This window comes from Pedobacter sp. SL55, assembly GCF_026625705.1.
Classification (GTDB): domain Bacteria; phylum Bacteroidota; class Bacteroidia; order Sphingobacteriales; family Sphingobacteriaceae; genus Pedobacter.
This window is the reverse complement of the sequence record NZ_CP113059.1, coordinates 1,749,179-1,773,455: the sequence shown is the minus strand read 5'-3', so window position 1 is coordinate 1,773,455 and position 24,277 is coordinate 1,749,179. Positions and strand designations below refer to the sequence as shown.

Annotated in this window: 17 protein-coding genes and 1 pseudogene; 6 read left to right on the top strand and 12 right to left on the bottom strand. The window is 39.3% G+C overall.

Going from position 1 to position 24,277, the window contains the following annotated elements; translation table 11 throughout:
• Positions 1-77: 77 nt before the first annotated feature.
• The 3 genes from OVA16_RS08100 to OVA16_RS08090 all read right to left on the bottom strand — a co-directional run bounded on the left by OVA16_RS08100 (position 78) and on the right by OVA16_RS08090 (position 6,071).
• Positions 78-3,773, bottom strand: coding sequence for a hypothetical protein (locus OVA16_RS08100; protein ID WP_267764760.1), 3,696 nt, complete (start codon positions 3,771-3,773; stop codon positions 78-80).
• 230 nt (positions 3,774-4,003) lie between these two features.
• Positions 4,004-4,873 carry an aldose 1-epimerase family protein gene (locus OVA16_RS08095; protein WP_267764759.1) on the bottom strand — a complete coding sequence of 290 codons (870 nt, stop codon included), beginning with the start codon at positions 4,871-4,873 and terminating at the stop codon, positions 4,004-4,006.
• A gap of 118 nt (positions 4,874-4,991) precedes the next feature.
• Positions 4,992-6,071, bottom strand: coding sequence for a 2-hydroxyacid dehydrogenase (locus OVA16_RS08090; protein ID WP_267764758.1), 1,080 nt, complete (start codon positions 6,069-6,071; stop codon positions 4,992-4,994).
• Positions 6,072-6,106: 35 nt separating this feature from the next.
• Between OVA16_RS08090 and OVA16_RS08085 the strand changes: the two genes are divergently transcribed.
• From OVA16_RS08085 to OVA16_RS08070, 4 genes are all read left to right on the top strand, one after another.
• Positions 6,107-6,913: an alpha/beta hydrolase family esterase gene (locus OVA16_RS08085; RefSeq protein ID WP_267764757.1), complete on the top strand. Its 807-nt coding sequence runs from the start codon at positions 6,107-6,109 to the stop codon at positions 6,911-6,913.
• Between the two features lie 50 nt (positions 6,914-6,963).
• Complete coding sequence (locus tag OVA16_RS08080; RefSeq protein ID WP_267764755.1) at positions 6,964-7,878, top strand: TIGR01777 family oxidoreductase; 915 nt, start codon at positions 6,964-6,966, stop codon at positions 7,876-7,878.
• Entirely contained in the window at positions 7,862-9,178 is a 1,317-nt protein-coding gene (locus tag OVA16_RS08075) for a cryptochrome/photolyase family protein (protein ID WP_267764754.1), read from the top strand. Before OVA16_RS08080 ends, OVA16_RS08075 begins: the two co-directional genes overlap by 17 nt.
• A 98-nt stretch (positions 9,179-9,276) precedes the next feature.
• Complete coding sequence (locus tag OVA16_RS08070) at positions 9,277-9,891, top strand: hypothetical protein (RefSeq protein ID WP_267764753.1); 615 nt, start codon at positions 9,277-9,279, stop codon at positions 9,889-9,891.
• A 185-nt stretch (positions 9,892-10,076) separates the two neighbouring features.
• Here OVA16_RS08070 and OVA16_RS08065 read toward each other — a convergent pair whose 3' ends face one another.
• The 9 genes and pseudogenes from OVA16_RS08065 to OVA16_RS08025 form a co-directional block, all read right to left on the bottom strand.
• Complete coding sequence (locus OVA16_RS08065; RefSeq protein WP_267764751.1) at positions 10,077-10,958, bottom strand: FKBP-type peptidyl-prolyl cis-trans isomerase; 882 nt, start codon at positions 10,956-10,958, stop codon at positions 10,077-10,079.
• Entirely contained in the window at positions 10,948-11,418 is a 471-nt protein-coding gene (locus tag OVA16_RS08060; protein WP_267764750.1) for an FKBP-type peptidyl-prolyl cis-trans isomerase, read from the bottom strand. Before OVA16_RS08060 ends, OVA16_RS08065 begins: the two co-directional genes overlap by 11 nt.
• A 182-nt stretch (positions 11,419-11,600) precedes the next feature.
• Entirely contained in the window at positions 11,601-13,382 is a 1,782-nt protein-coding gene (locus tag OVA16_RS08055) for an acyl-CoA dehydrogenase family protein (protein WP_267764748.1), read from the bottom strand.
• Between the two features lie 204 nt (positions 13,383-13,586).
• Positions 13,587-14,762 carry an acetyl-CoA C-acyltransferase gene (locus OVA16_RS08050; RefSeq protein ID WP_267764747.1) on the bottom strand — a complete coding sequence of 392 codons (1,176 nt, stop codon included), beginning with the start codon at positions 14,760-14,762 and terminating at the stop codon, positions 13,587-13,589.
• 60 nt (positions 14,763-14,822) lie between these two features.
• Entirely contained in the window at positions 14,823-15,173 is a 351-nt protein-coding gene (locus OVA16_RS08045; protein ID WP_267764746.1) for a four helix bundle protein, read from the bottom strand.
• 45 nt (positions 15,174-15,218) lie between these two features.
• Positions 15,219-17,606, bottom strand: a pseudogene (locus tag OVA16_RS08040) (3-hydroxyacyl-CoA dehydrogenase NAD-binding domain-containing protein).
• Between the two features lies 1 nt (position 17,607).
• Positions 17,608-18,045, bottom strand: coding sequence for a MarR family winged helix-turn-helix transcriptional regulator (locus tag OVA16_RS08035; protein ID WP_267764745.1), 438 nt, complete (start codon positions 18,043-18,045; stop codon positions 17,608-17,610).
• Between the two features lie 551 nt (positions 18,046-18,596).
• Positions 18,597-18,959: a hypothetical protein gene (locus OVA16_RS08030; protein ID WP_267764743.1), complete on the bottom strand. Its 363-nt coding sequence runs from the start codon at positions 18,957-18,959 to the stop codon at positions 18,597-18,599.
• A 28-nt stretch (positions 18,960-18,987) separates the two neighbouring features.
• Positions 18,988-20,715 (bottom strand): DUF885 family protein, encoded by a 1,728-nt coding sequence (locus OVA16_RS08025; protein ID WP_267764741.1) that lies wholly within the window; start codon positions 20,713-20,715, stop codon positions 18,988-18,990.
• A gap of 69 nt (positions 20,716-20,784) precedes the next feature.
• On the opposite strand from OVA16_RS08025, the gene OVA16_RS08020 reads away from it, so the two are divergent.
• A complete protein-coding gene (locus tag OVA16_RS08020; RefSeq protein WP_267764740.1) occupies positions 20,785-21,963 on the top strand; it encodes a BamA/TamA family outer membrane protein in 1,179 nt (392 codons plus the stop codon).
• Positions 21,964-22,041: 78 nt separating this feature from the next.
• The gene (locus OVA16_RS08015) at positions 22,042-24,222 is read left to right on the top strand and encodes a penicillin acylase family protein (protein ID WP_267764738.1); all 2,181 of its coding nucleotides are present in this window, start codon (positions 22,042-22,044) and stop codon (positions 24,220-24,222) included.
• Positions 24,223-24,277: the final 55 nt, after the last annotated feature.

Below are 24,277 nucleotides of genomic sequence, written 5' to 3'. Positions count from 1 at the left end.
TTTCAATCAAAAAAAAGCTTTGGTTAAAACCTTTATACAGATTTTAACCAAAGCCTTAGTAACTTACTAGCAACGAGCTATTTCTTTATAATTTTGGCTGTGCCAATTTTATTGCCGTTCACAGAATCAAAAACGGCTACAAAATAAGCACCTTTAGGTGCAACAGACAGATCTCCAGCAACACCATTGATCAGGTCATTTTTATCGACCCCTTTTTTATAAATCTCTTTTCCAGTTACATCCGAAACTCTTAAAAGATAGCTAGTGGCATTTGCACTTCCATTGTATTTAACTGTGAAAGTAGATTGTACTAAAGTTGGATAAACAGCAATATCGCCAGGCGTGTTTCCATTCAAATCATACTTAACTACAACCAAATCAGTAAATTCAGAAGATTTTCCATTTTTGTCTACCTGAGTTAGCTTGTAGTAATTGTTACCCTTCAATGGTGTTTTATCTAATAAAGAATAAGCACCTTTTTGGTTTGCAGGCACTGTGCCAATACTGGTATAAACCTGTTCTTCTCCCGCCCTAAACACCTCAAAATATTTGTTATCAGTTTCAGAAGAAGTAGACCAGCTAAGCCTAACACCTTCATTTACAGCACTACCTTTAAATTCTTTAAATACCACAGGCAGGCTCGTTGGTGGGGCAATCAATAGTTCGAACCTATTAGCACCAAAGCTAGTAGCTTTAGCCTTGTCTATAGTTAAGCTATAACTATTACCGTTAGCAACCAAACCTGTGAGGCTGCCTAAATATTTGTCTTTTAATTGCACACTGTAACCTAGCGGCAAGTCAGTTAACTCAATTTCTAGCAAATAGTTCCCATTACTTGACGCATTTACCGACAGGGGAATGCTAGAAACCGCAGAAATTTCAGGCATATAATTGATAGCCAATTCTTTCGCATCAGTAGACAAACTTGACAAGAATACCGTTTCGCCACCAGTTCTAGGCACGTCACTATCTGCATAGTCAGACTTCTCATTTTCTCTCAATACAATAAGTGTCTCATCTGCATTTTCTGCGTTTGGCTTTAAAAGCTTTACTCTAATTTTGGTAGAAGCTAGTTGCTTCACACCTCCATTAACCGCCATAACCGCATTGTTACTGCTTAACCTTTTTTCTCCAACATTCATTACTACATTATATACCGGCGTTTGTGGAGCCGATGCTACGGTCACTTTGGAATTTTCATTAAAAGTTACGTATGGCGAGGCATTATCTTTTGTGGTAACAAAAAACGCTTGCCCAGGACCAATATAGTTAGAACCGCCATTTACACCAAACTCACCATTGAACGTTGCATATTGCCTAAACGCAGGATTCCACATACGCATTACTTTATCTATGTTGGCACTTTTAGTAACAGCATTCCAATCTATTGTAGCAGCATAGGGATTGCCCAACATGCTAAAACCTGTACTGCCATGAACCAATGGCACTGTAACGCTTTGCTGGTTTAAAGTCCCCTTAAAAGTAATGATCATGGATTCTGCATCGATATAAGGTGCATTGATCTTTTGCTCGTAATTATTTCTGTTGCCACGATAATACAAATACGCTCCACGACCAATATTTATTGAGGTATTGATATTAGGGATAGCTATAAAACCATTGTTATATGTCCAAGCACTAGCATTATTGGTTAAGTTTACGTCAAATCCATTTGCTGCACCACCAGTTCCCGTGATAATTACATCATCAATAAACTGGGTAAAGTTGTAGGTTCTGTTGCTTACTGTATTTGCATTTGTAAAATTGGCTGTATTATCATATACTGGAGAAGACCACATGCGATAAGTCCTCCACATATCTTTAGAGCCACCTTGAACGTATTTCTCTACCGTAACTTGGCCACGTATTGATGAATTAGCAGGTATAACACCTACAGAAGCCGTTCCTGAGACGCCAGCTTTTAAAGTTAGTTTACCAGCAGCATCTAATATGGTGCTAGGCCCCATGGTAAGAAACTTGCCAATAGCCACTGCAAACTTGCCAGAGCCGCCCAATGTTTTAGTGCCACCACCAGAAAACTCAACGTTGCCAAACATCACACCATTTCCAGCATCAGAACCTTGGTCTGTTATGGCTTGTGCGTTTGACCCAGTGAATTTAACGGTAACGCTCTCTGTTGTTAAATCTATTTTACCGCCAGAGGTGGTCCAATTGCCTTGCACCGTTAAGCTACCCGAGCCCAATATGGCAGAAGCCGTTTGATTGGTAAACGAGCCAGAAACAGTTAATGTATTTGTTCCATTAATTTTAATACTAGGCAACGAAGCTGTAGTACCTGCAATAATCAAATTTCCTATTGTAGTGCTTGCATTAATAATTGGCTCTTTAGAAAACGTCTTATTTACACCAATTCTTACCAGATCATTTGGCCCCGGAGCCGTGCTTGGCTCAGTGTTATTTGGATAGCGCCAATTACTAGCAGCGCTCCAAACTGGCGTAGTGCCTACCCAGTCAAAAACTTTTACCGAAGTTGTTGGAGGAGTTGGATTAGCCCCAGTAACGACATCGCCTTGCGTAGTATAATTTAAGTTTGCAGAATTATCGCCGATATAATTAGGAGATTTGATAGTAAATGTTCCTCGAGTTGAGGCGTCGCCCTTAACATCAACTTTAAAAAATAAACTTCCTACCTCTATCAAAGACCCATCACTACTTCCAAGAGAAGCAAACGTTTGCGCTTTAAAATCACTAGCCTCTAAAACTCTATAACCAATGGTAGGCGTAAATGCACCTCCCCATTTAGATTGATTGATCAGCACATCATCTGCATCGCCAAAGTAATCATTTACCGACCTAAACAACCTTGCGTTTTCCAAGATATCAGCAAAACTGTAATAACCCGTTTGTTCTATTTCAAATGCAACTCTATAAACATCGGCAAAAAGACCACGGGTTTTAAATTTAAGCCCGTAAATTACAGCATCCTTTTGCCCATCGTACAGAGGACTAGATATACCGTTTTCAGTTCCATTCGCACCGATAATTTGTATTTTTCTAGCGTACATTTTAAGCTCATCAAATTTAAACCTACCTACACTATTTGACGCTAACTGTAAACCAGAGTAATTATAAGTGTTAAACATATTATTATCACCACTATTTAGCAACTCTGCTCTAAGGGTTGTTGCTTGTGTAGTTGCAGCATTGTAAGGATCCACAAACAACCTAAAGGTATAACCATTAACATTAATGCGCTGCACCCTAATAGCGTAAGTAGTATTGTTTCCACCAATATTGGTTAAATCATAAGATAATATTAACCTTGTATCGTTTCCATTAACCCTCATATAAATATTTAGAGACGAACCTACCTGAGACAAATAATAGCCTTGTAAATTCGTAACATCTGTATTATTGGCATACAACCAATATCTCCAAGCATTTTCATTGTTGTCAATGGTGGTTGGGTCACCTGTATTTCCACCATTGTTCCTGTAGATCATTGTCCACTCCCAACCATTGTTATTTGCTTGTGTGTTGTTTAAGCTCGTACCGCTAGGTATGAATGAAAATTTATAGGTTGCAGCATTGCCAAGACCTGTACTTGCCATAGAATGCGAGCCAACAAGTGGATTTACATTTGAAACCTGCAAAGACTCATCACCGGCGCTGGTTTTTATGATACCACTCCCTATTGAATTGTTATCAAAATTGTTGTAGTAGTAATTAGTACTTTGTGCTTTTGAAGACGACACACTGATAAGTGAAACCAGTGAAGATAGAGCTAATAGAAGTAGTAAAGATGTTTTCATTGTACACATGAAAACTCAAAACATAAGCCACAATGAGCAAACACGCCCTAACTACCTTAAAACCTATATTTGTATTCTAAATTAGAGTAAACCCATTTAAAACAATAGAGAATATTACCCAAAACGGGAAAAATATTTCACAACAAAAATAATGGTCATCAAAAAAATTGCCTTTTAAAAACAAAAATAACAGCGCAGCTTAATAGGTAAATTTAAAAATGCCTTAAAGGCTAAAAACAAGAAACTTCCCAACTTCTCTCCCAAGTTTCTTTGGCGGCAAGCCGTTGCATACCTTCTTTTTCTTCTAATTGCTGGTTGTGGCTAACCCCATCGGCTATGCCACACCAAGGCTCTAAGCAAACAAAATCTGCATCTATGGCAGCCCAAACACCAAAGCAAGGGAAACCCTCGAAATGAAAATTAAGCCCCTTATAATTTTTAGTATTTAGTAAACGGATATGGTTACTTTTTAGGTTTTTAAACGCCAAGGCATCCCCATAAAAAAGCTCGTGCTTTAAAGGCAAAATTTTATCATTTAATGCTATAGTGGTAGTTTCATCAGAAATCAGGTTATCCTCAATATGATTAAAGGTAAGTTCGTCATCGTTATTAAATTGCAGATAATAATCGGTATAAACACCCTCGTTATTTAAAGGCGCCGCAAATGCGGGATGCCCACCGATAGAGAATAGCATGGTTTGGCTACCGAGATTAACCACCTGATAGGTACATTGCAAACTAGCTCCCCGCAAACGATAGCGTAACGTTAATTCAAATTCGAAAGGATAGATTTTTAATGTTTCTTCGGTATGTTTGAGCTTGAATGCTATCGCTGTAGAACCACTAAATTCATGTTCAAACTCCATATCACGGGCAAATCCATGACGTGGCAATGTATATCTCTGCCCTTGATATTCGTAAGTATTTTCTTTAAGGGCACCAACAATTGGAAATAGTACCGGACTAAATTTGCCCCAGAATTGCGCATCGCCATGCCACATGTAATTAATGGAGCTATCTATGCCCACAATACTTCTTAGCTCAGCCCCTTTTGTAGAAAACTCTACCGCTAGATGCTCATTCCTTATAGAAACTATCATGAAATAAAAATAGAATTTTTATAGATAGCATTTCTAAATTTTAACAAATGCTAACATTTTAGGCACAGATGCACAGATATATGATAACATTAGATCATTTTTGCAGCTACGGCTAAATTTAGGCTCCATAAACTTCTGAATTAATTACCTGTGGCATACGTTTGCCTTGTAATGCTGCCACCATGTTTTCTGCAGCCATCATGGCCATTTTTTCTCTAGTTTCTTTAGTGGCAGAGCCGATATGCGGCAGTACACAAACGTTTTCCATGTTTAGCAACGGATTGTTTTTATCCATTGGTTCGGGATTGGTTACGTCCAAACCTGCGCCCCAAATGATACCATTCTGTAAAGCAGCCAGCAAATCTTCTTCGTTGTGTATTGCGCCTCTAGCGGTATTAATAAAAATCGCATTCGGCTTCATTTTTTTAAAAGTATTTTTATCAAAAAGCCCTTTAGTTTCTGCTGTTAAATTCACATGAACACTTAACACATCGCTTTGCTGCAAAAGCTCGTCGAACGACAGGTATTTAGCTCCAATCAATTGCTCTGCCTGCTCGTTTTTACTCCTATTATGGTAAATGATGTTCATCCCATAGGCGGCCTTTGCCTTTTTTGCCATTTCTAAACCAATACGTCCCAAGCCAAAAACACCCAAAGTTTTTCCATATAAATCTCGCCCCAAATTTTGCATCGGATCAAAAAAACCCCATTCTCCCCATTCAATAGTTTTGTGCATATAAAAAGCTTTCCTCGCTACCGATAGCATCAACAAGAAAGCGATATCCGCAGTAGCTTCGCTCAGCACGTCTGGCGTATTGCTAATCGGCATTCGGTGTTTATTTGCAGCCGCCAAGTCCACTTTGTCGAAACCAACACTCATTAAAGCAATAGCTTTTAATTGCGGGCATGCGCTTAAAAAACGCTCATCAATTTTATTAGGACCAACGCTTAATAAACCTACATGGCCCCTACACATTTTAATTAACTCGTCTTGAGATATGTTTTTAAGTTCGGTATAAACCGTTACTTCGTAACCAGAATTTTTTATCAATGCCAAAGCATCGTCACTAATTTGACGGGTAATTAATACTTTCTCCATAATTTTTGAAATGCTTATAAAACTAACGCTTTTTATTGGGTATTGTTTAGCAAAAACGGTCATTTTCAACATCCAATCTAAGTTTTTTACTTTATCCATTTAAACTTTATCCAAAATTTAAACTCTATAAAATCATGAAAACCAACCACACTTTAAAAGCTACATTTTGGACATTGCTAATGTTCATTTCATTTAGCAAAGCTTTAGCGCAAGATTTACCTAAAACTTTAGAATGGATGATTAATCGCGAGAACAGGAAAGCACTTATTTACATTCCAGCTACTGCTAAAACTAAGCCTACTCCAATCATTTTTGCCTTTCATGGGCATGGGGGCACTATGCTTAATATGTACAGAACAAGAGGTTTCGAAAAACTTTGGCCAGAAGCAATTTTCATTTGCCCACAGGGATTAAATACCAAAGGGATGCTAACCGACCCAGAGGGGAAAAAGAGTGGATGGGTAATGAACGACGTTACCGAAAACAACAGAGATCTTCAGTTTTTTGACGCCATGCTAAAAACACTTCGCAAAGACTACAAAATAGATGACAGCCGTATTTACGCTACCGGCCACTCTAACGGAGGTGGTTTTACCTACCTACTATGGGCTACCAGAGCCAATGAGTTTGCTGCCTTTGCGCCAACAGCTACCGCTGGTGGAAAACTCGTGCCAAAATTAAATACTCCTAAATCTGGTTTTCATTTGATGGGCGAAAACGATCCCTTGGTAAAACCTAATTGGCAGAAAATTACTTACAACAAAATTTTACGCATCAATGGATGCTCGCAAGAAGGCACAAAACTAGACAGCAATATTACAGCCTACACAGGCAAAAATGGCAACGACTTTCAATTATTTATTCATGCGGGTGGTCACGAATATCCGAGAAATGCTAACCAGCCTATTATCGATTTTTTTAAGAAGTATGTAAAAAAGTAGGATAACAAAAGCTTTAACAAACTAAATCTTAACTTTAGGGTTTAGTTATTATGGCAAAAAATATTCTTATTGCGGGCGCTACCGGCTTAGTTGGCCAACAACTTGTTTCAAAATTATTGGCTAACGGATATCAGGTTTCCATTTTGGCAAGAAAACCTAGCACTAGAAAAGATGTGAAGGTTTTTACTTGGGATGTTTACCAACAAACCATAGATTACAATGCCTTTAATGGAATTGATACCATCATTAATTTAACGGGAGAAGGCATAGCCGATAAACCTTGGACCCAAGAACGCAAACAGCAAATTATTGATAGCCGAGTAAAAGCAGCCGAGCTAATTTTTAAAGCCGTTGCAGCAACCAATGCTACTATAGAAAGCTACATATCGGCATCGGCTGTAGGTATTTATGGCGACCGAGCTGACGAAATTTTAAACGAAGAAAGCTTGCCCGGAATTGGCTTTATGGCCGATTGTTGTTTGGCTTGGGAAAAAGCCGCTGACCAAGGAATTGCACTAGGCATTAGAGTGGTAAAAATCAGAATTGGCATTGTACTGAGCGAAAAAGGCGGGGCGCTGCCTACGATGGAAAAACCAGTAAAACTTTTTGCCGGTACCGCTTTAGGCTCTGGCAAACAATGGATGCCTTGGATACATCTGGATGATTTGGTAAATATTTTCGTAAAAGCTGTGGAAGACCAAAATATGTTCGATGCCTATAACGCAGCGGCACCTTCGCCAGTAACTAACCAAACCTTTACCAAAACACTCGGCAAAGTGCTGCATCGCCCCATTTGGCCAATTAATGTGCCTAAATTTATGCTGAAAATAATTTTGGGCGAAATGAGCATACTACCTTTAATTAGCACCAACACTTCTTCACAAAAAATATTGAATACAGGTTTCCAATTTGCATATTTGAACCTTGAAGAAACGCTAAAAGCAATATATGAGCGAAAAAAATAATAAGCCTGCAATTAATATTTGCTGGTTGAGAAGAGATTTAAGACTAGACGATAATGCTGCATTTTATTATGCGTTAAAATCCAAAAACCCAGTCTTAGTGATTTTTATTTTTGATAAAAACATTTTAGATAAGCTCAAAAGTAAAGTTGATGCCAGGGTAGATTTTATTCATCAGCAACTCGCTAAAATAGATGAGCAGCTTAAAGAAAAAGGCTCTTCCTTATTGGTAAAATACGATCATCCAGAAAATGCTTGGAAAGAAATTGTTAAAGATTTTACTGTAGACGAAGTTTTCACTAACCACGATTATGAGCCTTATGCCAAAAAGCGAGATGAAGAAATTGAAGCTTTACTAAAGCAAAACAATATCGCATTTCATACTTTTAAAGACCAAGTAATTTTTGAAAAAGATGAGGTAAAAAAAGCCGATGGAACGCCTTACACGGTTTTTACACCTTACTATAAGCAGTGGCAGGCGAAACTGAATGAGTTTTATTTAAAATCGTATCCTACAGAGAAGTATTTCAAAAATCTTTATCAAGCAGCTTCTTTTCCATTCCCTTCCTTAAAGGATATTGGCTTTAAAAAAAGCGACGTTAAATTTCCTTCGATAAACTTTGCAGAAAAGCTAAAGGGCTATGACAAAGATAGAGATTTCCCCGCTAAAAATGCCACCACCCATTTGGGCCTACATTTACGTTTCGGAACCGTGAGTATTAGAAAAGTAGCTAGCGAGGCTTTAGCGCAAAAGGCTGATAAATGGGTTTCGGAATTGGCTTGGCGAGAGTTTTACATGATGATTTTATGGCATTTCCCACATACTGTAAAGGGTGCTTTTAAACCTGCTTACAATCAAATCAAATGGCGTAACAACGAGAAAGAATTTGAACTTTGGTGTAAAGGCGAAACCGGTTATCCTTTGGTAGATGCTGGAATGAGACAATTAAATGAAACGGGTTTTATGCACAATCGCGTGCGTATGGTAGTAGCAAGTTTCTTGTGTAAGCATCTGCTAATTGACTGGCGCTGGGGCGAAGCTTACTTTGCCGAAAAGCTGCTTGATTACGAGCAGGCAAGTAACGTTGGTGGTTGGCAGTGGGCCTGCGGAAGCGGCAACGATGCAGCTCCTTATTTCAGGGTATTTAACCCAGAGCTGCAACTCAAGAAATTCGATCCTAAAATGGAATATGTATTTAAATGGGTACCTGAATATAAAAAGGCAATTGCCCCAATGCCAATAGTAAACCACGAATTTGCGAGGAAGAGAGTATTAGAGGCCTACAAGAAAGCTTTAAAATAGAATTCATCACATTCACAACGTGGCGAAATGAGATAACTGATCTTTTCATTGCAATACCTGTAATATTTATTTATCTTACTAGAAATTAACTCAAAAAAATGAAAAAACAAATTCTAAAAATCGCCCTTTTAATGTCGGTATTTTTATCTTGTAAAAAAGACCAAGCTGAAACACAACTCACTAATGAGACAGAGAAACAAAGCGAAAGCTATTATCCAGTAGGAACCGAACTTGAATTAAATAGTTCTTCAATAGTTAGCGGTAAGACTTCTTACATAAATCAATCACCGTATCTTCCAGGCCTGCACCAAGAAGCCGCGTTAGGAACTTATAATAAAGGAACGCTTATAGCTAAATCTCTCAATTCAGTTTATTCACTTTACTATCAACTTGACGGAAATCTAGTACTAACTAATGGTTCAACTGTTTTATGGGCAGCAAACGAAAATTACTTTAGTAGTGCAACCGTTAAATTTCAGCATGATGGCAATATAGTATGTCATAGATGGGATGGTTCAATCTACTGGTCGGCTGGAGTTAACGGAGGAACCCAATCGATATGGGTAGTTCAAGATGATGGTAATCTTGTAGGATATGAGGCTTGGACTAGTGGTTATCCTAGTAAAGTAGTATCAACTGGCCCCCCATTTGCCTCTACAAATACAGCCGGCGGAAATGTGAGTAGTTATTTTGGACGTGTGAGAATATTATGAACTCAATAGAAATCTCAATTAAAAGAAAAGAATTAAACTTGAGCACATCTACTTTTCTTAAACATCAAAATGCAAAAACGACAATTCTTAAAATTAGGAATTGTCGTTTTAATTTAAAATATTTTGTTCTAAGGTTTAATTTGACAGCTTCTAATCAAAAAGAGTTACATTAACCAATTAATTACTTAATCGTTTGTTACGCTGGTAACTTCTATATCGAAATCTAATGGTCTACCTTGCCCTAAATGAGTAGGGAGTACCATCCTCATCTTTCCGCCAGAAGTAAGTTTCGGTATCATTATTGTCCAACCCTTATATAACCCTGGCATATCTAACCGAGTCGTATAACCTGTTGCCGCCTCCAACACAAGTCCATCTAAACTTCTAACCGTATAATTAACTACCACAGTAGATTTTTCTGTTATCACATCTGTACCAGTACCTTCCGCATTTATATTAAATTTAACCCCAGAAGGATCTGTAGCTAATGTTAGATTATTTCTAGCAATAAAGGTAGAAATTTCAAAACCATCAACTTCATGTCTTTTCTCATAAGTGTACAATCCTAGCTCCACCACAATAGTTTCGTTAGATCCGATACCAAAATTTGAAAGTCCATTTTTACCAAATGCCATTCTAGAAGGTAAAAGAAGTGTAGCCCTTCCCCCTCTTTTTAGTTTAGCTAACACCTCCCTTACTGGCTTAAACAAATAAGCTGTACTACCAATAGCAAACTGGTCTGTATAACCTAAAAAAGTTCCAGGAATCATTAAATCACTAGTTTGGTTATAAACCGCACCAGTTATAGACTTAAATGCATAAGAATAATAAACAGAATCTGAATTTAGTACATGTGCTCCACTTCCTTCTTCAGTAATGGCATAACTATACCCTGCAGTATCCGTAAACGACAAGCTACTATTTGCAGCTTTATATGTTTGGATATTTTTATCATCTAACTCCTCAACGGTTTCGTACTCCTTTTTACAAGAAGTAAAAATTGTTACTACACTAACAAGTGCTAGGATATAGGTGGTTATTTTACGCATTAAATTTTTATTGTGCATTATGTAAATCGATAGTAAAATCTAAAACAGCATTTTTGGGAATGCCCGCCCCGGGAGATTCGTTTCCGTAAGCCAATGTAGATGGGATAATTAACCTGATACGGCCACCAACTTTAATTAAGGGCACACCGATTGTCCAGCCAGGGATCACTCCACTTAATCGAAAGGAAACCGTATTTGTTGCCTGATCGAACTGAGTACCGTTCAACAACTTACCTGTGTAGACTACGCCCACTGTAGAAGCCGCAGTAACACTAGCCCCATCGCCAGGTGTAATGATTTGGTAGTATAAACCAGAACTGTGCTTAATTGCTGGGATATTGTTTTTGGCAATAAAGTCTACAATTAGCGCATCATCCACTGCCAATTGCTTTTCTGCATCATAATCATCTTTACTACAAGAACTTACTACAGCAACCACTGCAACAAGCATCAGTAAAAACTTCGTTTTCAACTTCATCCAGCAAAAATAAGCTTTTAAAGCCGATGCCGCAATTTTTAACCAAATTTAACAGTTTTTAGGGTTTAGGGTGGGATTTTCTCTAACAAAAAAGGTTTAAAGCCTGAAAATATAAATTATCCAGACCTTAAACCTTATGCCATTTAGCTCAGACCTAACTCCTAGTACCTAGCAACTAATCCCTAAAAAATATACTTATTCGCTTCTGTAATCTGCGTTGCTACATTTTGACGGGCTTGCTTCACATTAAAAGGTTCCATTTTGGTAAAACGACGCAAGCCAACCAACATCATTCGTAATTCGTCGCCTTCGCCAAAAGCCCAAAGCGCTTCTTTACCTGCCTTAGCTACGCCATCTACCGCTTCCACAAAATAAATACGCATTAGATCTAACTGGCCTTTACAAGCCTCTTCGCCTTTCATGCTCACTAATTTTTCTGTTCTCAGCATCGCTGATTCTGCCACGTAAACGTAACTTGCCATATCGGCGATGTTCATTAAAATCTCTTGCTCCTTACTCAAGCTCATCATCAGTTTTTGCACCGCAGCGCCAGCCACCATCAATGTTGCTTTCTTTAAATTTTGCAGTGTTTTCTTTTCTGCGGCAAATAGAGTATCGTCTTCCTCTCCAAAATCTGGAATAGACATCAATTCGTTGGCTACCGCTGTTGCAGGCCCCATCAAATCCAACTCGCCTTTCATGGCACGTTTCAACATCATGTCCACCGTTAATAAACGATTGATCTCATTCGTACCTTCGAAAATCCTGTTGATACGGGCATCACGGTACGCTCTGTCCATTGGTGCATCGGCACTGTAGCCCATACCACCGTAAATTTGCACACCTTCATCTACCACATAATCCAATGCTTCAGATCCCCAAACTTTCAAAATGGCACATTCTACGGCAAATTGCTCTACCGATTTCAGCTTTGCTTTGCCTGGTTCCATGCCATCGGCTACTAGCGCATCGTAGGTGTCATCTATGTTTTGTCCGGCACGGTAGTTTGCTGCATCTACTGCATAAACTTTGGCTGCCATTTCTGCGATTTTATAACGGATAGCACCGTATTTAGAAATCGACCTACCAAACTGTTGACGCTCATTCGCATAATTTACCGCAGTATTAATGGTAGCTTTTGAAGCGCCAATTGCGGCAGCCGAAAGTTTGATACGACCAATATTCAAAATGTTTACTGCTATCTTGAAACCATTTTGGCGGTCGCTCAGCATATTTTCTACTGGCACAGGGCAATCGTTAAAAAACACCTGACGGGTAGAGGAACCTTTGATCCCCATTTTATGTTCTTCTGGGTTCATGGTAATGCCGCCGAAATCACGTTCTACGATAAAAGCGGTCAAGTTTTCGTCGTCATCAATTTTGGCAAAAACGATAAAGATATCTGCAAATCCACCATTGGTAATCCACATTTTTTGTCCGTTGATGATGTAGTGTTTACCATCTTCGCTCAATTTTGCTTTTGTCTTGCCCGAGTTAGCATCAGAGCCCGAGTTTGGTTCGGTTAAGCAGTAGGCTGCTTTCCACTCGCCAGTTCCTAGTTTCGGAATGTATTTCGCTTTTTGCTCTTCGTTACCATAATACAAAATTGGCAAGGTACCAATTCCTGTATGTGCAGACAAAGCTACCGCAAAAGAATGCCCTGCCCCAACAACATCGGCCACCAACATGGAAGTATTGAAGTTTTTGCCAAAACCTCCATATTCTTCAGGTACCGAAACACCTAAAATCCCCAATTCTCCTGCTTTTGCCAAGAGGTTTGGCATTAGTTCTGGATCAGCATGGCTGTCTAATTTCTCCAGGTTAGGATAAACTTCTGCTGCTAAAAAATCGCGACAGGTTTGCGCAATCATTTGCTGCTCTTCATCAAACTCTTCTGGAATAAATACATCGTGATAAGAAGTTTCTTTAATTAAGAATTCTCCGCCTTTGATTGTTTTGCTCATTGTATTTTGGATTAAGGATTAAGGAGCAAGGAATAAAGACCAAGTGCCTTAACCGAAATTGTCATTTTAAAATATTTTCATTGCCGTCATTGCGAGGCACGAATCAATCCTAAAGCATTTTATTATTCGTTGTAAGATTGCTTCGTGCCTCGCAATGACGATGTTTCATCAAATCTTTGTTCTTTGCTCCTTGTTCTTTTATCCCTAGAACACTTCAAATATCCCCGCTGCACCTTGCCCTGTACCTACACACATTGTTACCATACCGTATTTAGCGTTTCTGCGCTTGGCTTCGTTAAATAACTGCACCGAAAGTTTAGCTCCTGTACAACCTAGCGGATGGCCAAGTGCAATTGCTCCACCGTTAACATTGATTTTGCTCTGATCTAGATCTAAAGTTCTGATAATCGCTAAAGATTGCGATGCAAAAGCTTCATTGAGCTCGATTAAGTCGATTTGGCTTTGTTCCATTCCAGCCATTTTTAAAGCCTTTGGAATAGCTTCAATTGGGCCAATACCCATAATTCTTGGCGGAACGCCAGCTACACCATAGCTTACCAAACGAGCAATTGGTTCAGCACCTAGCTCTTTCATTTTCTTTTCGGAAACGACCAATACAAAAGCGGCACCATCTGACGTTTGCGAAGAATTACCCGCAGTGATGCGACCATTGGCCGCAAACACGGGCTTTAACTTCGCTAATCGCTCAATGGTAGTATCTGCCCTTGGGCCCTCATCAGTATCTACCACGTAAGATTTAGTTTTCTTTTTTAGCTGATCATCTAAGTAAGTTTCGTTGACCGTAATTGGTGCGACGCCTGCTTTCAAATGCCCATTTTTAATCGCTTCAATAGCTTTCATGTGCGATTGAAAAGCAAACTCATCTTGGTCTTCCCTACTCACATTGTATTCTTTTGCTACCGCTTCTGCTGTTAAGCCCATACCCCAGTACCAATCTGGGTTGGTTTTAGCTACATCGGGGTTCGGCACTAATTTCCATCCACCAAATGGCATACCCGACATCACCTCTACCCCACCAGCAATGATACAATCAGCCATACCAGCTTTGATTTTAGCAACCGCCGTAGCAATAGTTTCTAAGCCCGAAGCACAATATCTATTTACGGTTACACCTGGCACTTTATCGGTATCCAAGCCCATCAAGCTAATCATACGGCCAATATTTAAACCTTGTTCTGCTTCTGGTGTAGCATTTCCTACAATCACATCATCAATTTGCTCCTTATCTAAATTCGGTACTGATGCCACCAATTGCTTAATTACATCGGCTGCCAAATCATCAGCTCTGGTGAAACGAAATACACCACGAGGCGCTTTGCCTACTGCTGTCCTTAGTCCTGCTATTATGTATGCTTCCATTCTTTTTGGATTAAGGATTAAGGAACAAGGAATAAAGACCAAGCGCCTTAACCAATATTATTAATTCAATGTTTTTTTAAAAGCCGATATTTTCTTTTGTAAATGAATTATACTTTCAATACTCGACCCTAATTGTTCCTTACTTATAATTTCAAGCTCGGTTGATAGTAAAAGTTGTGTTTCCAGCTCGAATAAAGAACCTAAAGCGATAGATAAAAAGTGTGAAAATTCTTTATTTGATGACCTTGATGAACCTTCGGCAATATTAGAAGGAACAGAAATGGCACATCTAGAAATTTGAGAAATTAGGCCAAACTTTTCTGAAGAAGGAAACTTTGCTAATAGCAAGTAAACCTGTTTGGTTACTTCCATTCCTTCTTTCCAAATTTGCAGTTGTCTAAAATTATGCATCCTGTCTTTATTCCTTACTCCTTGTTCTTTGTTTCTTATTCAAATCTAGTTCCTCAACGGCTTACCTTTCGTCACTATACTTTGTATGCGCTCTAAAGTTTTTCGTTCTCCGCAAAGCGATAAAAATGCTTCCCTTTCTAAATCCAGCAAATACTGCTCTGTTACTTCCGTTGGAGAAGACAAATCGCCACCGCACATTACCCAACCGAGCTTTTCTGAGATTTTCTTATCATGTTCTGAAATGTAATTACCCGAGTACATCGTATTTGCACCAGCGTAAACAATGCCTAAACCTTGCTTTCCTAACACCTTAATGTTTTTGCGCTGAACTGGTTTCGTATATCCTGCATCGGCCAGTTCTATTGCTTTAGCTTTGGCATCTGCAATTAAGCGACTACGGTTCATGCTGATCGAGTACTTTATCCTTCTGCAAGTAACCCAACTCAAAAGCCTCAACCGCGGAGGTAGAAACCTTCGCCATACCAATAGTTAAAAAGCGATTTTTCAACGCATTTTGCACAATTTGGTCGTCGGCAAATTCATCAGACGCTCTTAGAGCAAACTCTTTTGTTCCACCACCACCAGGAATTACGCCCACACCAAACTCTACCAAGCCCATGTAAGTTTCTGCACTTAGCTGCACGTGGTCGGCATGCAGACTGAACTCGCAACCGCCACCTAAAGTTAGATTATGTGGAGCTACCACTACCGGAACCGAAGAATAACGAATGCGCATCGAAGTATTTTGGAACATTTTCACGGCCATATTCAACTCATCCCACTCCTGCTCTACGGCCATCATGAAAATCATCCCCACGTTGGCCCCAGCAGAAAAATTAGCACCATCGTTTCCAATCACCACACCTCTGTAATCTTTCTCGGCCAGGTCAATCGCTTTGTTAATGGCCGTTAAAGTATCGCCACCAATGGTATTCATCTTCGAGTGGAATTCCACATTTAAGATACCATCGCCCAAATCAATAATAGATGCGCCTGCGTTTTTATACAACACTTTTCCGCTATCCTTTAAATTTTCAAGGATGATAAAATCGGCCGTGCCAGGAATTTCTTTGTAGCCTTTAGAAGGGATATCGTAATATTTCTTCACGCCATCTTCCACTTTATAAAAAGAAGTATGCCCGGCCGCCAGCATCTCAGTTAACCAAGCCGCTGGTTTGTTGCCATATTTTTGCATTCCTTCAATGGCATCAGCTACACCTACGGCATCCCAAACCTCAAACGGCCCCAACTCCCAGCCAAAACCAGCACGCATTGCATCGTCAATTTTGTAAAGCTCATCGGCAATTTCCGGAATACGGTCAGATACATATTCGAACAAACCGAAAAAGAAGTACGGAACAGTTCACCCGCTTTATCTTTTCCTGCAGCAAAAACCTTCATCCTATCCCCCACCTTGTCAATGCTTTTGGTCATTTCTAGCGTAGCTGATTTGATTTTCTGTTTAGGTTTGTATTCTAAAGTTTTCAGGTCGAGCGCTAAAATTTCACTCTTCCCATCCGCATTTTTAATTTTTTTATAGAAACCCTGTTTGGTTTTATCGCCCAACCAATTGTTTTCGGCCATCTTTTCTACGTAGGCAGGCAGTTTGAATAAGTCGTGAGCCTTATCATCGGGCACATTATCATACAAGCCTTTGGCAACCTTCATCATGGTATCTAGACCCACCACGTCCGATGTACGGAACGTAGCCGATTTTGGTCTACCCAAGGCTGGCCCAGTAAATTTATCTACTTCTTCTACCGTCAAATCCAGTTTTTCTACCGAATGTAAAAGCGCCATAATAGAATAAACACCTACCCTGTTGGCAATAAATGCTGGTGTATCTTTACAAAGCACGGTAGTTTTGCCTAAGAACTTATCGCCGTAGTGCATTAAAAAATCCACTACTTCTGGTTTAGTGTGCGGTGTAGGAATAATTTCCAACAATCTTAAATAGCGTGGCGGATTAAAAAAGTGCGTACCGCAGAAATTCGCTTTAAAATCATCGCTTCTACCTTCAGCCATTAAATGAATAGGAATACCAGAAGTATTAGAAGTAATTAAAGTGCCCGGCTTGCGGTGTTGCTCTACCTGCTCAAACACCTTTTGCTTGATGTCCAAATTCTCTACCACTACCTCAATTACCCAATCGCAACTGCTAATTTTAGGCATATCATCCTCAAAATTACCCGTACTGATTTTTTGTACTACCGATTTCGAATAAATAGGCGAAGGGTTACTTTTTACCGCAGCCTGCAAAGCCTCGTTTACAATTTTATTTTTGTCGTAATGATTTTGCTCAGCTCCTTCAGGTGCTTTTGCTGCAATATCTAACAATAGTATTTCAACCCCGATATTGGCAAAGTGACAGGCAATACGAGAACCCATAATACCCGACCCTAAAACTGCTACTTTCTTAATGCTTCTGTTCATACTATTTTTTTACTGGCGGATAAGCCAATGTTAATTGGTTAATTTTTTCTAGTGTGTTAATTAATTGCTCTCTTTCCTTAGCACTTAATTGCTCATTCAAGTATTCATTAAATGAAACTACCACATCACGAGCGAGCTTTCTTTTTTCTATGCCAAAAGGTGTTAAATAAACCTTTACCGATCGCTTGTCTCCTTCAGATGCCTCTCTATAAATCAACCCAGATTCTTCCATATTGTTTAGCATCCGCGATAAACTTGTGGCTTTTACGCCAAGTAGCGCAGCCAAAGCAGATACCGCAGTACCCTCGGCCTCGATATTGATTAGCATATAGCCAATAGCCTGCGTAATGCCAAAACCAGCAGCAACTTGGTTGTAAGTGTTCGACACATTTTGCCAAACTATCTTTAAAAAATAATCTACGGTCTCTTTCTGCTTCATTAAATTACTATGCTTGCATAACAAATTTATAGAATTGATTTTTATTATGCAAGCAGAATATTAATTTTTATTCCGGATTGCTCTAGAGGTTAAGTTTCCCACTGATAAACGCAGATTAAAGCCGCGGATTTTAGAAGATGCGAATTAGCGAAATCTGCGAGGGCATCTGTGAAAATATGTGGGATAGTTATTTTGAAAAACAATGCCCAATATTTCCCGCTGATGAGCGCAGATAAGAGCCGCAGATTTTAGCAGGTACGAATTAATGAAATCTGCGAGGGTATCTGTGAAAATCTGCGGGATAATTATTTTGAAAAGCAATTACCCAATATTTCCCGCTGATGAGCGCAGATAAGAGCCGCAGATTTTAGCAGGTACGAATTAACGAAATCTGCGAGGGTATCTGTGAAAATCTGCGGGATAATTATTTTGAAAAGCAATTGCAGTAGTACTATGTTCCGAAAGTCCGGCTGTTCGTTCTAAGTCCGCACTCGTTTCTCTCGCTTGCGGGCTTTACACCGCCATTCGGTTTATAACACGAACACCATCACTTAGTGGGTAAAGAGATAATAAAACGTAAAAATGATTGTAACTAAGAAATATGAATAGCTAACAACCTTACCTATCAAGTATCTTTTTTTAGAGAAACTTTCAACATCGGTTATTATTTTATCACGTCTCTTATAAAGAAAAAAATAAATAGGCACAAAAAATATTATCCCAACAAAAATCCCTATAAATACGGCTTGTTCTTTAGGCATATTGAAATAGCCTGAAGGAAAACTCATTTTCAATAGAATTATAATATTCCAAAAAAATGTAAACCCTAAGATTATCGCAGTAGCGCCTCCAGGATCTTCCTCTCTCCTGCTTTTTATCAATATTTTATATAGGAAGTAATACAATACTTTCATTTCTTAGTTCATTACTTTTCATAAGATCTTACTCCACCTCTCCAGCAAACTTCCACTTTGTGGTAAAATCTTCTGTTAATGCTTGATTAGTCAACAAAGCCCTTACCATTTCTACAGGCATACAATTTTCTTTTAAAATACGATCGTGGAAATCAATATTGTTCATTTTGCCTGTTTGCACTAACTCTTTTTGCAACGCCCTAAATTGCAGTCCGCCTAACATGTACCCAATCTGATATAGCGGACCATAATTTCCAGTGAAAGACCTACGCACTTCTGCCTCTGCATTTGCTCTTTCAAAACCCACACGCTCTACTAAAAAATCGATACATTGTTTTGGTGTCCACTTACCTAAATGGTATTTAGTAGAAAAGATGATACGGGCACAACGATGCATACGCCAAAAAAGCATGCCCAACTTATCTTCTGGAGATTTCGCAAAGTTATTGTCCCATAGCAACATTTCCCAATACAGCGACCAGCCTTCTGTCCAAAATGGTGTGCTAAAAGCTCTACGATAAGGCTTGTATCGGCTTTGCATGTAGTATTGTAAGTTATGTCCTGGTATCAATTCATGAAAAACTACAGCTCTCGAGAAATGTCGGTTATTACCCCTCAAGGTCATCATCTTGGCTTCTTCACTCATGCTCTCGTGAGGGTAAGCAATCAACACCGATTCGCCGCCTAAAAAGAAAGGAGCAAAACGTTGTTCTTCTGGCGTTAACATGCGCATACGCCAACCTTCTTTTGCCATGAATGGTACGGTAATTAGTTTATTTTTCTCCACAAAGTCGATAGCTTCATTCGCTAATTCAAATACTAACTCCGGCTGTTTACCTAAAGGCGGGTAAGCGGTTTTCACTTTTTCCAGCGCAGCCTTCCAATCATTACCAAAACCCATTTCACGTGCAGCTTTTGCTACTTCCGCATCGCACCAGGCAAACTCTCGTTGAGCAATAGCTGTCAATTGTTCAGGAGTATAGGCAATCATTTCATCTTGCAATCCATCAACTAAGGCTGCTCGTCCTATTGGATTACCAACAATTCCTGATCCATCATCCGAAGCACTAGCCTGCTTCTCCATCTTGGCCAGCACGTCATTGTACGCTTTAAAGGCCGCTAAAACTTCAGCATAAGCCACTTTAGTAGCTTTTGTAAACTGAGGATCGTAACCATCGTAGAATTTGTAGGCTTCGGTAAACGTTGCTGCATATTGCGCTAACGCTTGCTGTGCCCACTTGGCCTGCATTACATTTACGGTTATATCCTTTCTCTCTACCGCTGATTTTACCGTTGATAGCTGTAATTTCAGTTGGCCAAAAGTTGCGGCAGTCGTTGCACCGTCTTGTTGTTTGCCTACCCTACGTTTCTGTTCAAAATCAGTGATCAGCGCCGCAAAAGGCAGTAAAAAATTACTTTCCTTAAATTCAGCAAAAGCCGTTTGTAAATTACGAGCGTCAGCACCAATATCCCTCTTCAACAAAATATAGTCGACTTTTTCATTTTGAGAAAGTTTGGCAAAGGACAAGCTTTTTAACTGGCGCTGCCAATCCGCATAAAAAAGTTCCATCCTTAAATAATATTCTTCAGATTGCTTTAAGGCATATTTTCTATTGAGCATATTTTTATCAGCTTGGTACTGACTGATGTAAGGCTGTAAAACGCTGGCTTCGTTGTTTACAAGTAGCGTAGCAACTTGCGCATGAGCAACTGAAACACAAATTAGTAGCGCAAAAAAGAGAGTTTTTTTCATCATCGAGTATTAAGTAGTCCAATATAAGTAATGATTATCCTAATCCATATAAATTCATTTACTTTGTAACCGATGAAAAAATTAGCACTTACGGTTTTAATCTTTTGCTATGCGAACGTTGTTTTGGCACAACTGGGATTTATCAAACGTATTTTCTCTAACGAAAAAGACACTACCCGCAAGGCAAGCTTTATGCCTATCCCAGTATTTGGCTATGCACAAGAAACAGGCTTTGAATTCGGACTAGGCAGTATCTATTCATTTTACGTAGACAAACAAGACACTTTAAACAGGAGTTCTAATTTTTTCGGAGCAGCTTCATATTCTACTACTGGAACATATAATATTACACTAAGGGGCGATGCCTGGACTAAAAACAATGATCTGCATTTTTTAGGTGAACTAAAGTTTAAAGAAATGCCTTTCAATTTTTATGGCATCGGGAATTATACGTTAGAAGACGACCAAGATAGGTTGGTGCAGCAACTGGTAAAAATGCAGTTTGATGCTGAAAAAGCCATAGCAAAAAATGTTTATACCGGATTGTCTTTAGCCTTTGAGCAACAAAAATTTACGGATAAGCTTTCGGGAGGGATTTACGATAGTGAGCAAAAGGTGTACGACAAAGATGGCGGAAAAGTACTTTCCATAGGTTTATCTCAAAGTTATGACAGCAGAAACTCTAACAATTACCCAACCAAAGGATTTTTTGGTCGCATTAGCTACCAATATGCACCTCCAATATTTGGCAGAGAAAATTTCACAGGAAGCCAGTTAAGAGTCAACATCCGGAATTTTTGGCCGCTTGCAAAAAAAATAATCCTTGGTGTTCAAGGCTTTTATCAAACAGTACAAAGTGACCGCAACACACCATTTTATCTTTATCCACAGCTGGGTAACGACGAAATTATGAGAGGCTACTACGGCGGACGCTATAGAGATGAAAACTTACTGGCCGCACAGGCCGAAATACGTTATCGTTTTATGGAGCGATTGGGACTTGTGCTATTTGGTGGCACAGGAAAAGTTTTTGCCAATAATGAATCTGTTTTGAAAGACTTAAAGCCAAACTACGGCTTGGGAGGAAGGTACTTTTTTGATCCAGAAAAAGGCTTAAGTATACGCCTAGACTATGGTGTTGGCGAAAAAGACCAAACGAAAAACGCCAAAGTGGGTTTTACATTAGCTTTGCAGAGTCTTTTTAGAGATATTGTTGGCAACAGCTATACAAAGCTTGCTTCTGTATGTTGATATTCATAAACGCTTTAAAAAAAATGCACTCGAAAATTCGGTGTATTTGTAGCTATCTTGTTAAATAAATTAAGGCTGATGAAAAATTTACTATTTTCTCTATTACTTCTACCTCTTTTCGTTTTAGCACAAGAACCAAGTAGCAAAGAAATTGGCGATTGGGTAAAACAAGCACAACGCATAGAAATTATCAGGGATAAGTGGGGCATTGCACATATTTACGGTAAAACCGATGCCGACGCTGTATTTGGAATGCTATATGCACAATGCGAAGATGATTTCAAAAGAATTGAGCTCAACTACATTGAGAAACTAGGCAGGTTATCAGAGCTTGAAGGCGAAAAAATGCTGTACAACGATTTGCAAATTCGCTTGCTGATTGATAGTACCCAAGCCATTAACGATTACAAAAAAGCAGAACCTTGGATGAAGAAATTGCTAGAAGCTTATGCCGATGGCATTAATTTTTACCTCTATAAAAACCCACGAGTTAAACCCGCACTACTTACCAAATTTAAACCTTGGTATCCTTTCCTTTGGACAGATGGGAGCATTGGCGCCATTAGCACTGGCAATTTAACTGTAGCAGAACTGAAAAAATTCTACACCAATGACCCTTCGCCTACGGGCTACATTCCGCAAATACGCGATCAATTTAGTGGCTCTAACGGATTTGCATTTGCACCAAAAATGAGTAAAACAGGTAATGCGATGTTGTACATTAATCCGCATACTACTTTTTATTTTAGGCCAGAAATACATATACAAAGCCAAGAAGGATTAAACACCTATGGTGCTGTTACGTGGGGCCAGTTTTTCATTTACCAAGGCTTTAATGAGTTTTGCGGTTGGATGCACACTTCTAACAATGTAGATGTGGCCGATATGTATGCCGAGAAAATTACCAAGCTAAAAGACACTTACTACTATACTTTCGACAAGAGACTTTATCCCTTAGAGAAAAAAAACATCGAAATAAAATACCTAGAAAATGGTGTACTGAAAACTAAAAAGTTTGAAACCTACTTTACGCATAACGGCCCCATAATGGCCAGTAGAGATGGCAGGTGGATTAGCTTAAAACACAAAAACCAAAATCCGCAAAGCTTGGTGCAAAGTTGGGTACGTACTAAAGCTGAGAGTTTTGAAGATTATCAAAAAGCGATGGATTTAACCGCCAATGCTTCAAACAATACCGTTTATGCAGATGCCAAAGGAAATATCGCCTACTGGCACGGCAATTTTATACCCAAACGTGATACCGCTTACAATTGGAGCGAACCAGTAGATGCCACTACAACGGCAACCGCTTGGCAAGGCCTACACCCAGTCAGTGAGAGTGTGCATATTTACAACCCGAGCAACGGCTGGTTGCAAAACTGCAATTCTACGCCTTTTACGGCGGCAGGAAAAAACAGCCCGAAAAAAGCCAATTACCCAGCATACATGGCACCCGATGGCGAGAATTTTAGAGGAATAGCTGCTCTAAGATTATTGAAACAACCAAAACAATATGATTTGGATGGGATAATTGCTTTAGGCTACGATACTTATTTACCTGCATTTGAAGTTTTATTGCCCGCTCTAATTAAGGCTTACGATCAGCTTCCTGCAGAAAATGCAATGAAAGCAAGCTTAAAAGAACCTATTGCGGAACTAAAAAAATGGGATTATCATTCTTCAACCACCTCTATAGCTGCCACTTTAGCCATGGAATGGGCACCTCGTTTGAGTAGAGCCATTCAAAATGTGTATGTTAACCCAGGCGAGAAAGACCAAGTAGAAAAAACGATAGAATTTTCCAAAACTGCAAAAGCCGAAACTTTACTGCAGCCACTTAAAGCTACGGTTGATGATTTGAACAAACGTTTTGGCAAATGGCAAATGCCTTGGGGCGAAGTCAATCGTTTTCAGCGCATAACAGGAGCCGTAAACGAAAAATACGACGATGCTGCACCAAGTATTCCTGTAGCTTTTGGCTCTGCTTTATGGGGACAACTTCCCTCGTACCGAAGCAACCAGTTTGGCACTAATAAACGCTATGGCTACAGTGGCAATAGTTTTGTTTGTGCCGTAGAATTTGGCACCAAAATAAAGGCAAAATCTATTTTAGCAGGCGGCAACAGTGGCAATCCAAATTCGAAACATTTTAACGACCAAGCAGAAATGTACAGCAAAGGCGAGTTTAAAGAGGTGCTGTTTTACAAGGAAGATGTAATGAACAATATGGAAAGAACTTATAAGCTGGGGGAGTTGTAAAAGCCCTCCCAACCCTCCCCGTTGGGGAGGGCTTAGTCTAATTTTCGAAACCAAA

Bases quoted from the DNA above. Each gene is read 5' to 3' on its own strand.
- OVA16_RS08045 (WP_267764746.1), bottom strand. From the start codon at position 15,173: ATGCATAATTTTAGACAACTGCAAATTTGGAAAGAAGGAATGGAAGTA.
- OVA16_RS08055 (WP_267764748.1), bottom strand. From the start codon at position 13,382: ATGAGCAAAACAATCAAAGGCGGAGAATTCTTAATTAAAGAAACTTCT.
- OVA16_RS08050 (WP_267764747.1), bottom strand. From the start codon at position 14,762: ATGGAAGCATACATAATAGCAGGACTAAGGACAGCAGTAGGCAAAGCG.
- OVA16_RS08085 (WP_267764757.1), top strand. From the start codon at position 6,107: ATGAAAACCAACCACACTTTAAAAGCTACATTTTGGACATTGCTAATG.
- OVA16_RS08065 (WP_267764751.1), bottom strand. From the start codon at position 10,958: ATGCACAATAAAAATTTAATGCGTAAAATAACCACCTATATCCTAGCA.
- OVA16_RS08060 (WP_267764750.1), bottom strand. From the start codon at position 11,418: ATGAAGTTGAAAACGAAGTTTTTACTGATGCTTGTTGCAGTGGTTGCT.
- OVA16_RS08095 (WP_267764759.1), bottom strand. From the start codon at position 4,873: ATGATAGTTTCTATAAGGAATGAGCATCTAGCGGTAGAGTTTTCTACA.
- OVA16_RS08070 (WP_267764753.1), top strand. From the start codon at position 9,277: ATGAAAAAACAAATTCTAAAAATCGCCCTTTTAATGTCGGTATTTTTA.
- OVA16_RS08025 (WP_267764741.1), bottom strand. From the start codon at position 20,715: ATGATGAAAAAAACTCTCTTTTTTGCGCTACTAATTTGTGTTTCAGTT.
- OVA16_RS08030 (WP_267764743.1), bottom strand. From the start codon at position 18,959: ATGAAAGTATTGTATTACTTCCTATATAAAATATTGATAAAAAGCAGG.
- OVA16_RS08080 (WP_267764755.1), top strand. From the start codon at position 6,964: ATGGCAAAAAATATTCTTATTGCGGGCGCTACCGGCTTAGTTGGCCAA.
- OVA16_RS08090 (WP_267764758.1), bottom strand. From the start codon at position 6,071: ATGGATAAAGTAAAAAACTTAGATTGGATGTTGAAAATGACCGTTTTT.
- OVA16_RS08100 (WP_267764760.1), bottom strand. From the start codon at position 3,773: ATGAAAACATCTTTACTACTTCTATTAGCTCTATCTTCACTGGTTTCA.
- OVA16_RS08020 (WP_267764740.1), top strand. From the start codon at position 20,785: ATGAAAAAATTAGCACTTACGGTTTTAATCTTTTGCTATGCGAACGTT.
- OVA16_RS08035 (WP_267764745.1), bottom strand. From the start codon at position 18,045: ATGAAGCAGAAAGAGACCGTAGATTATTTTTTAAAGATAGTTTGGCAA.
- OVA16_RS08015 (WP_267764738.1), top strand. From the start codon at position 22,042: ATGAAAAATTTACTATTTTCTCTATTACTTCTACCTCTTTTCGTTTTA.
- OVA16_RS08075 (WP_267764754.1), top strand. From the start codon at position 7,862: ATGAGCGAAAAAAATAATAAGCCTGCAATTAATATTTGCTGGTTGAGA.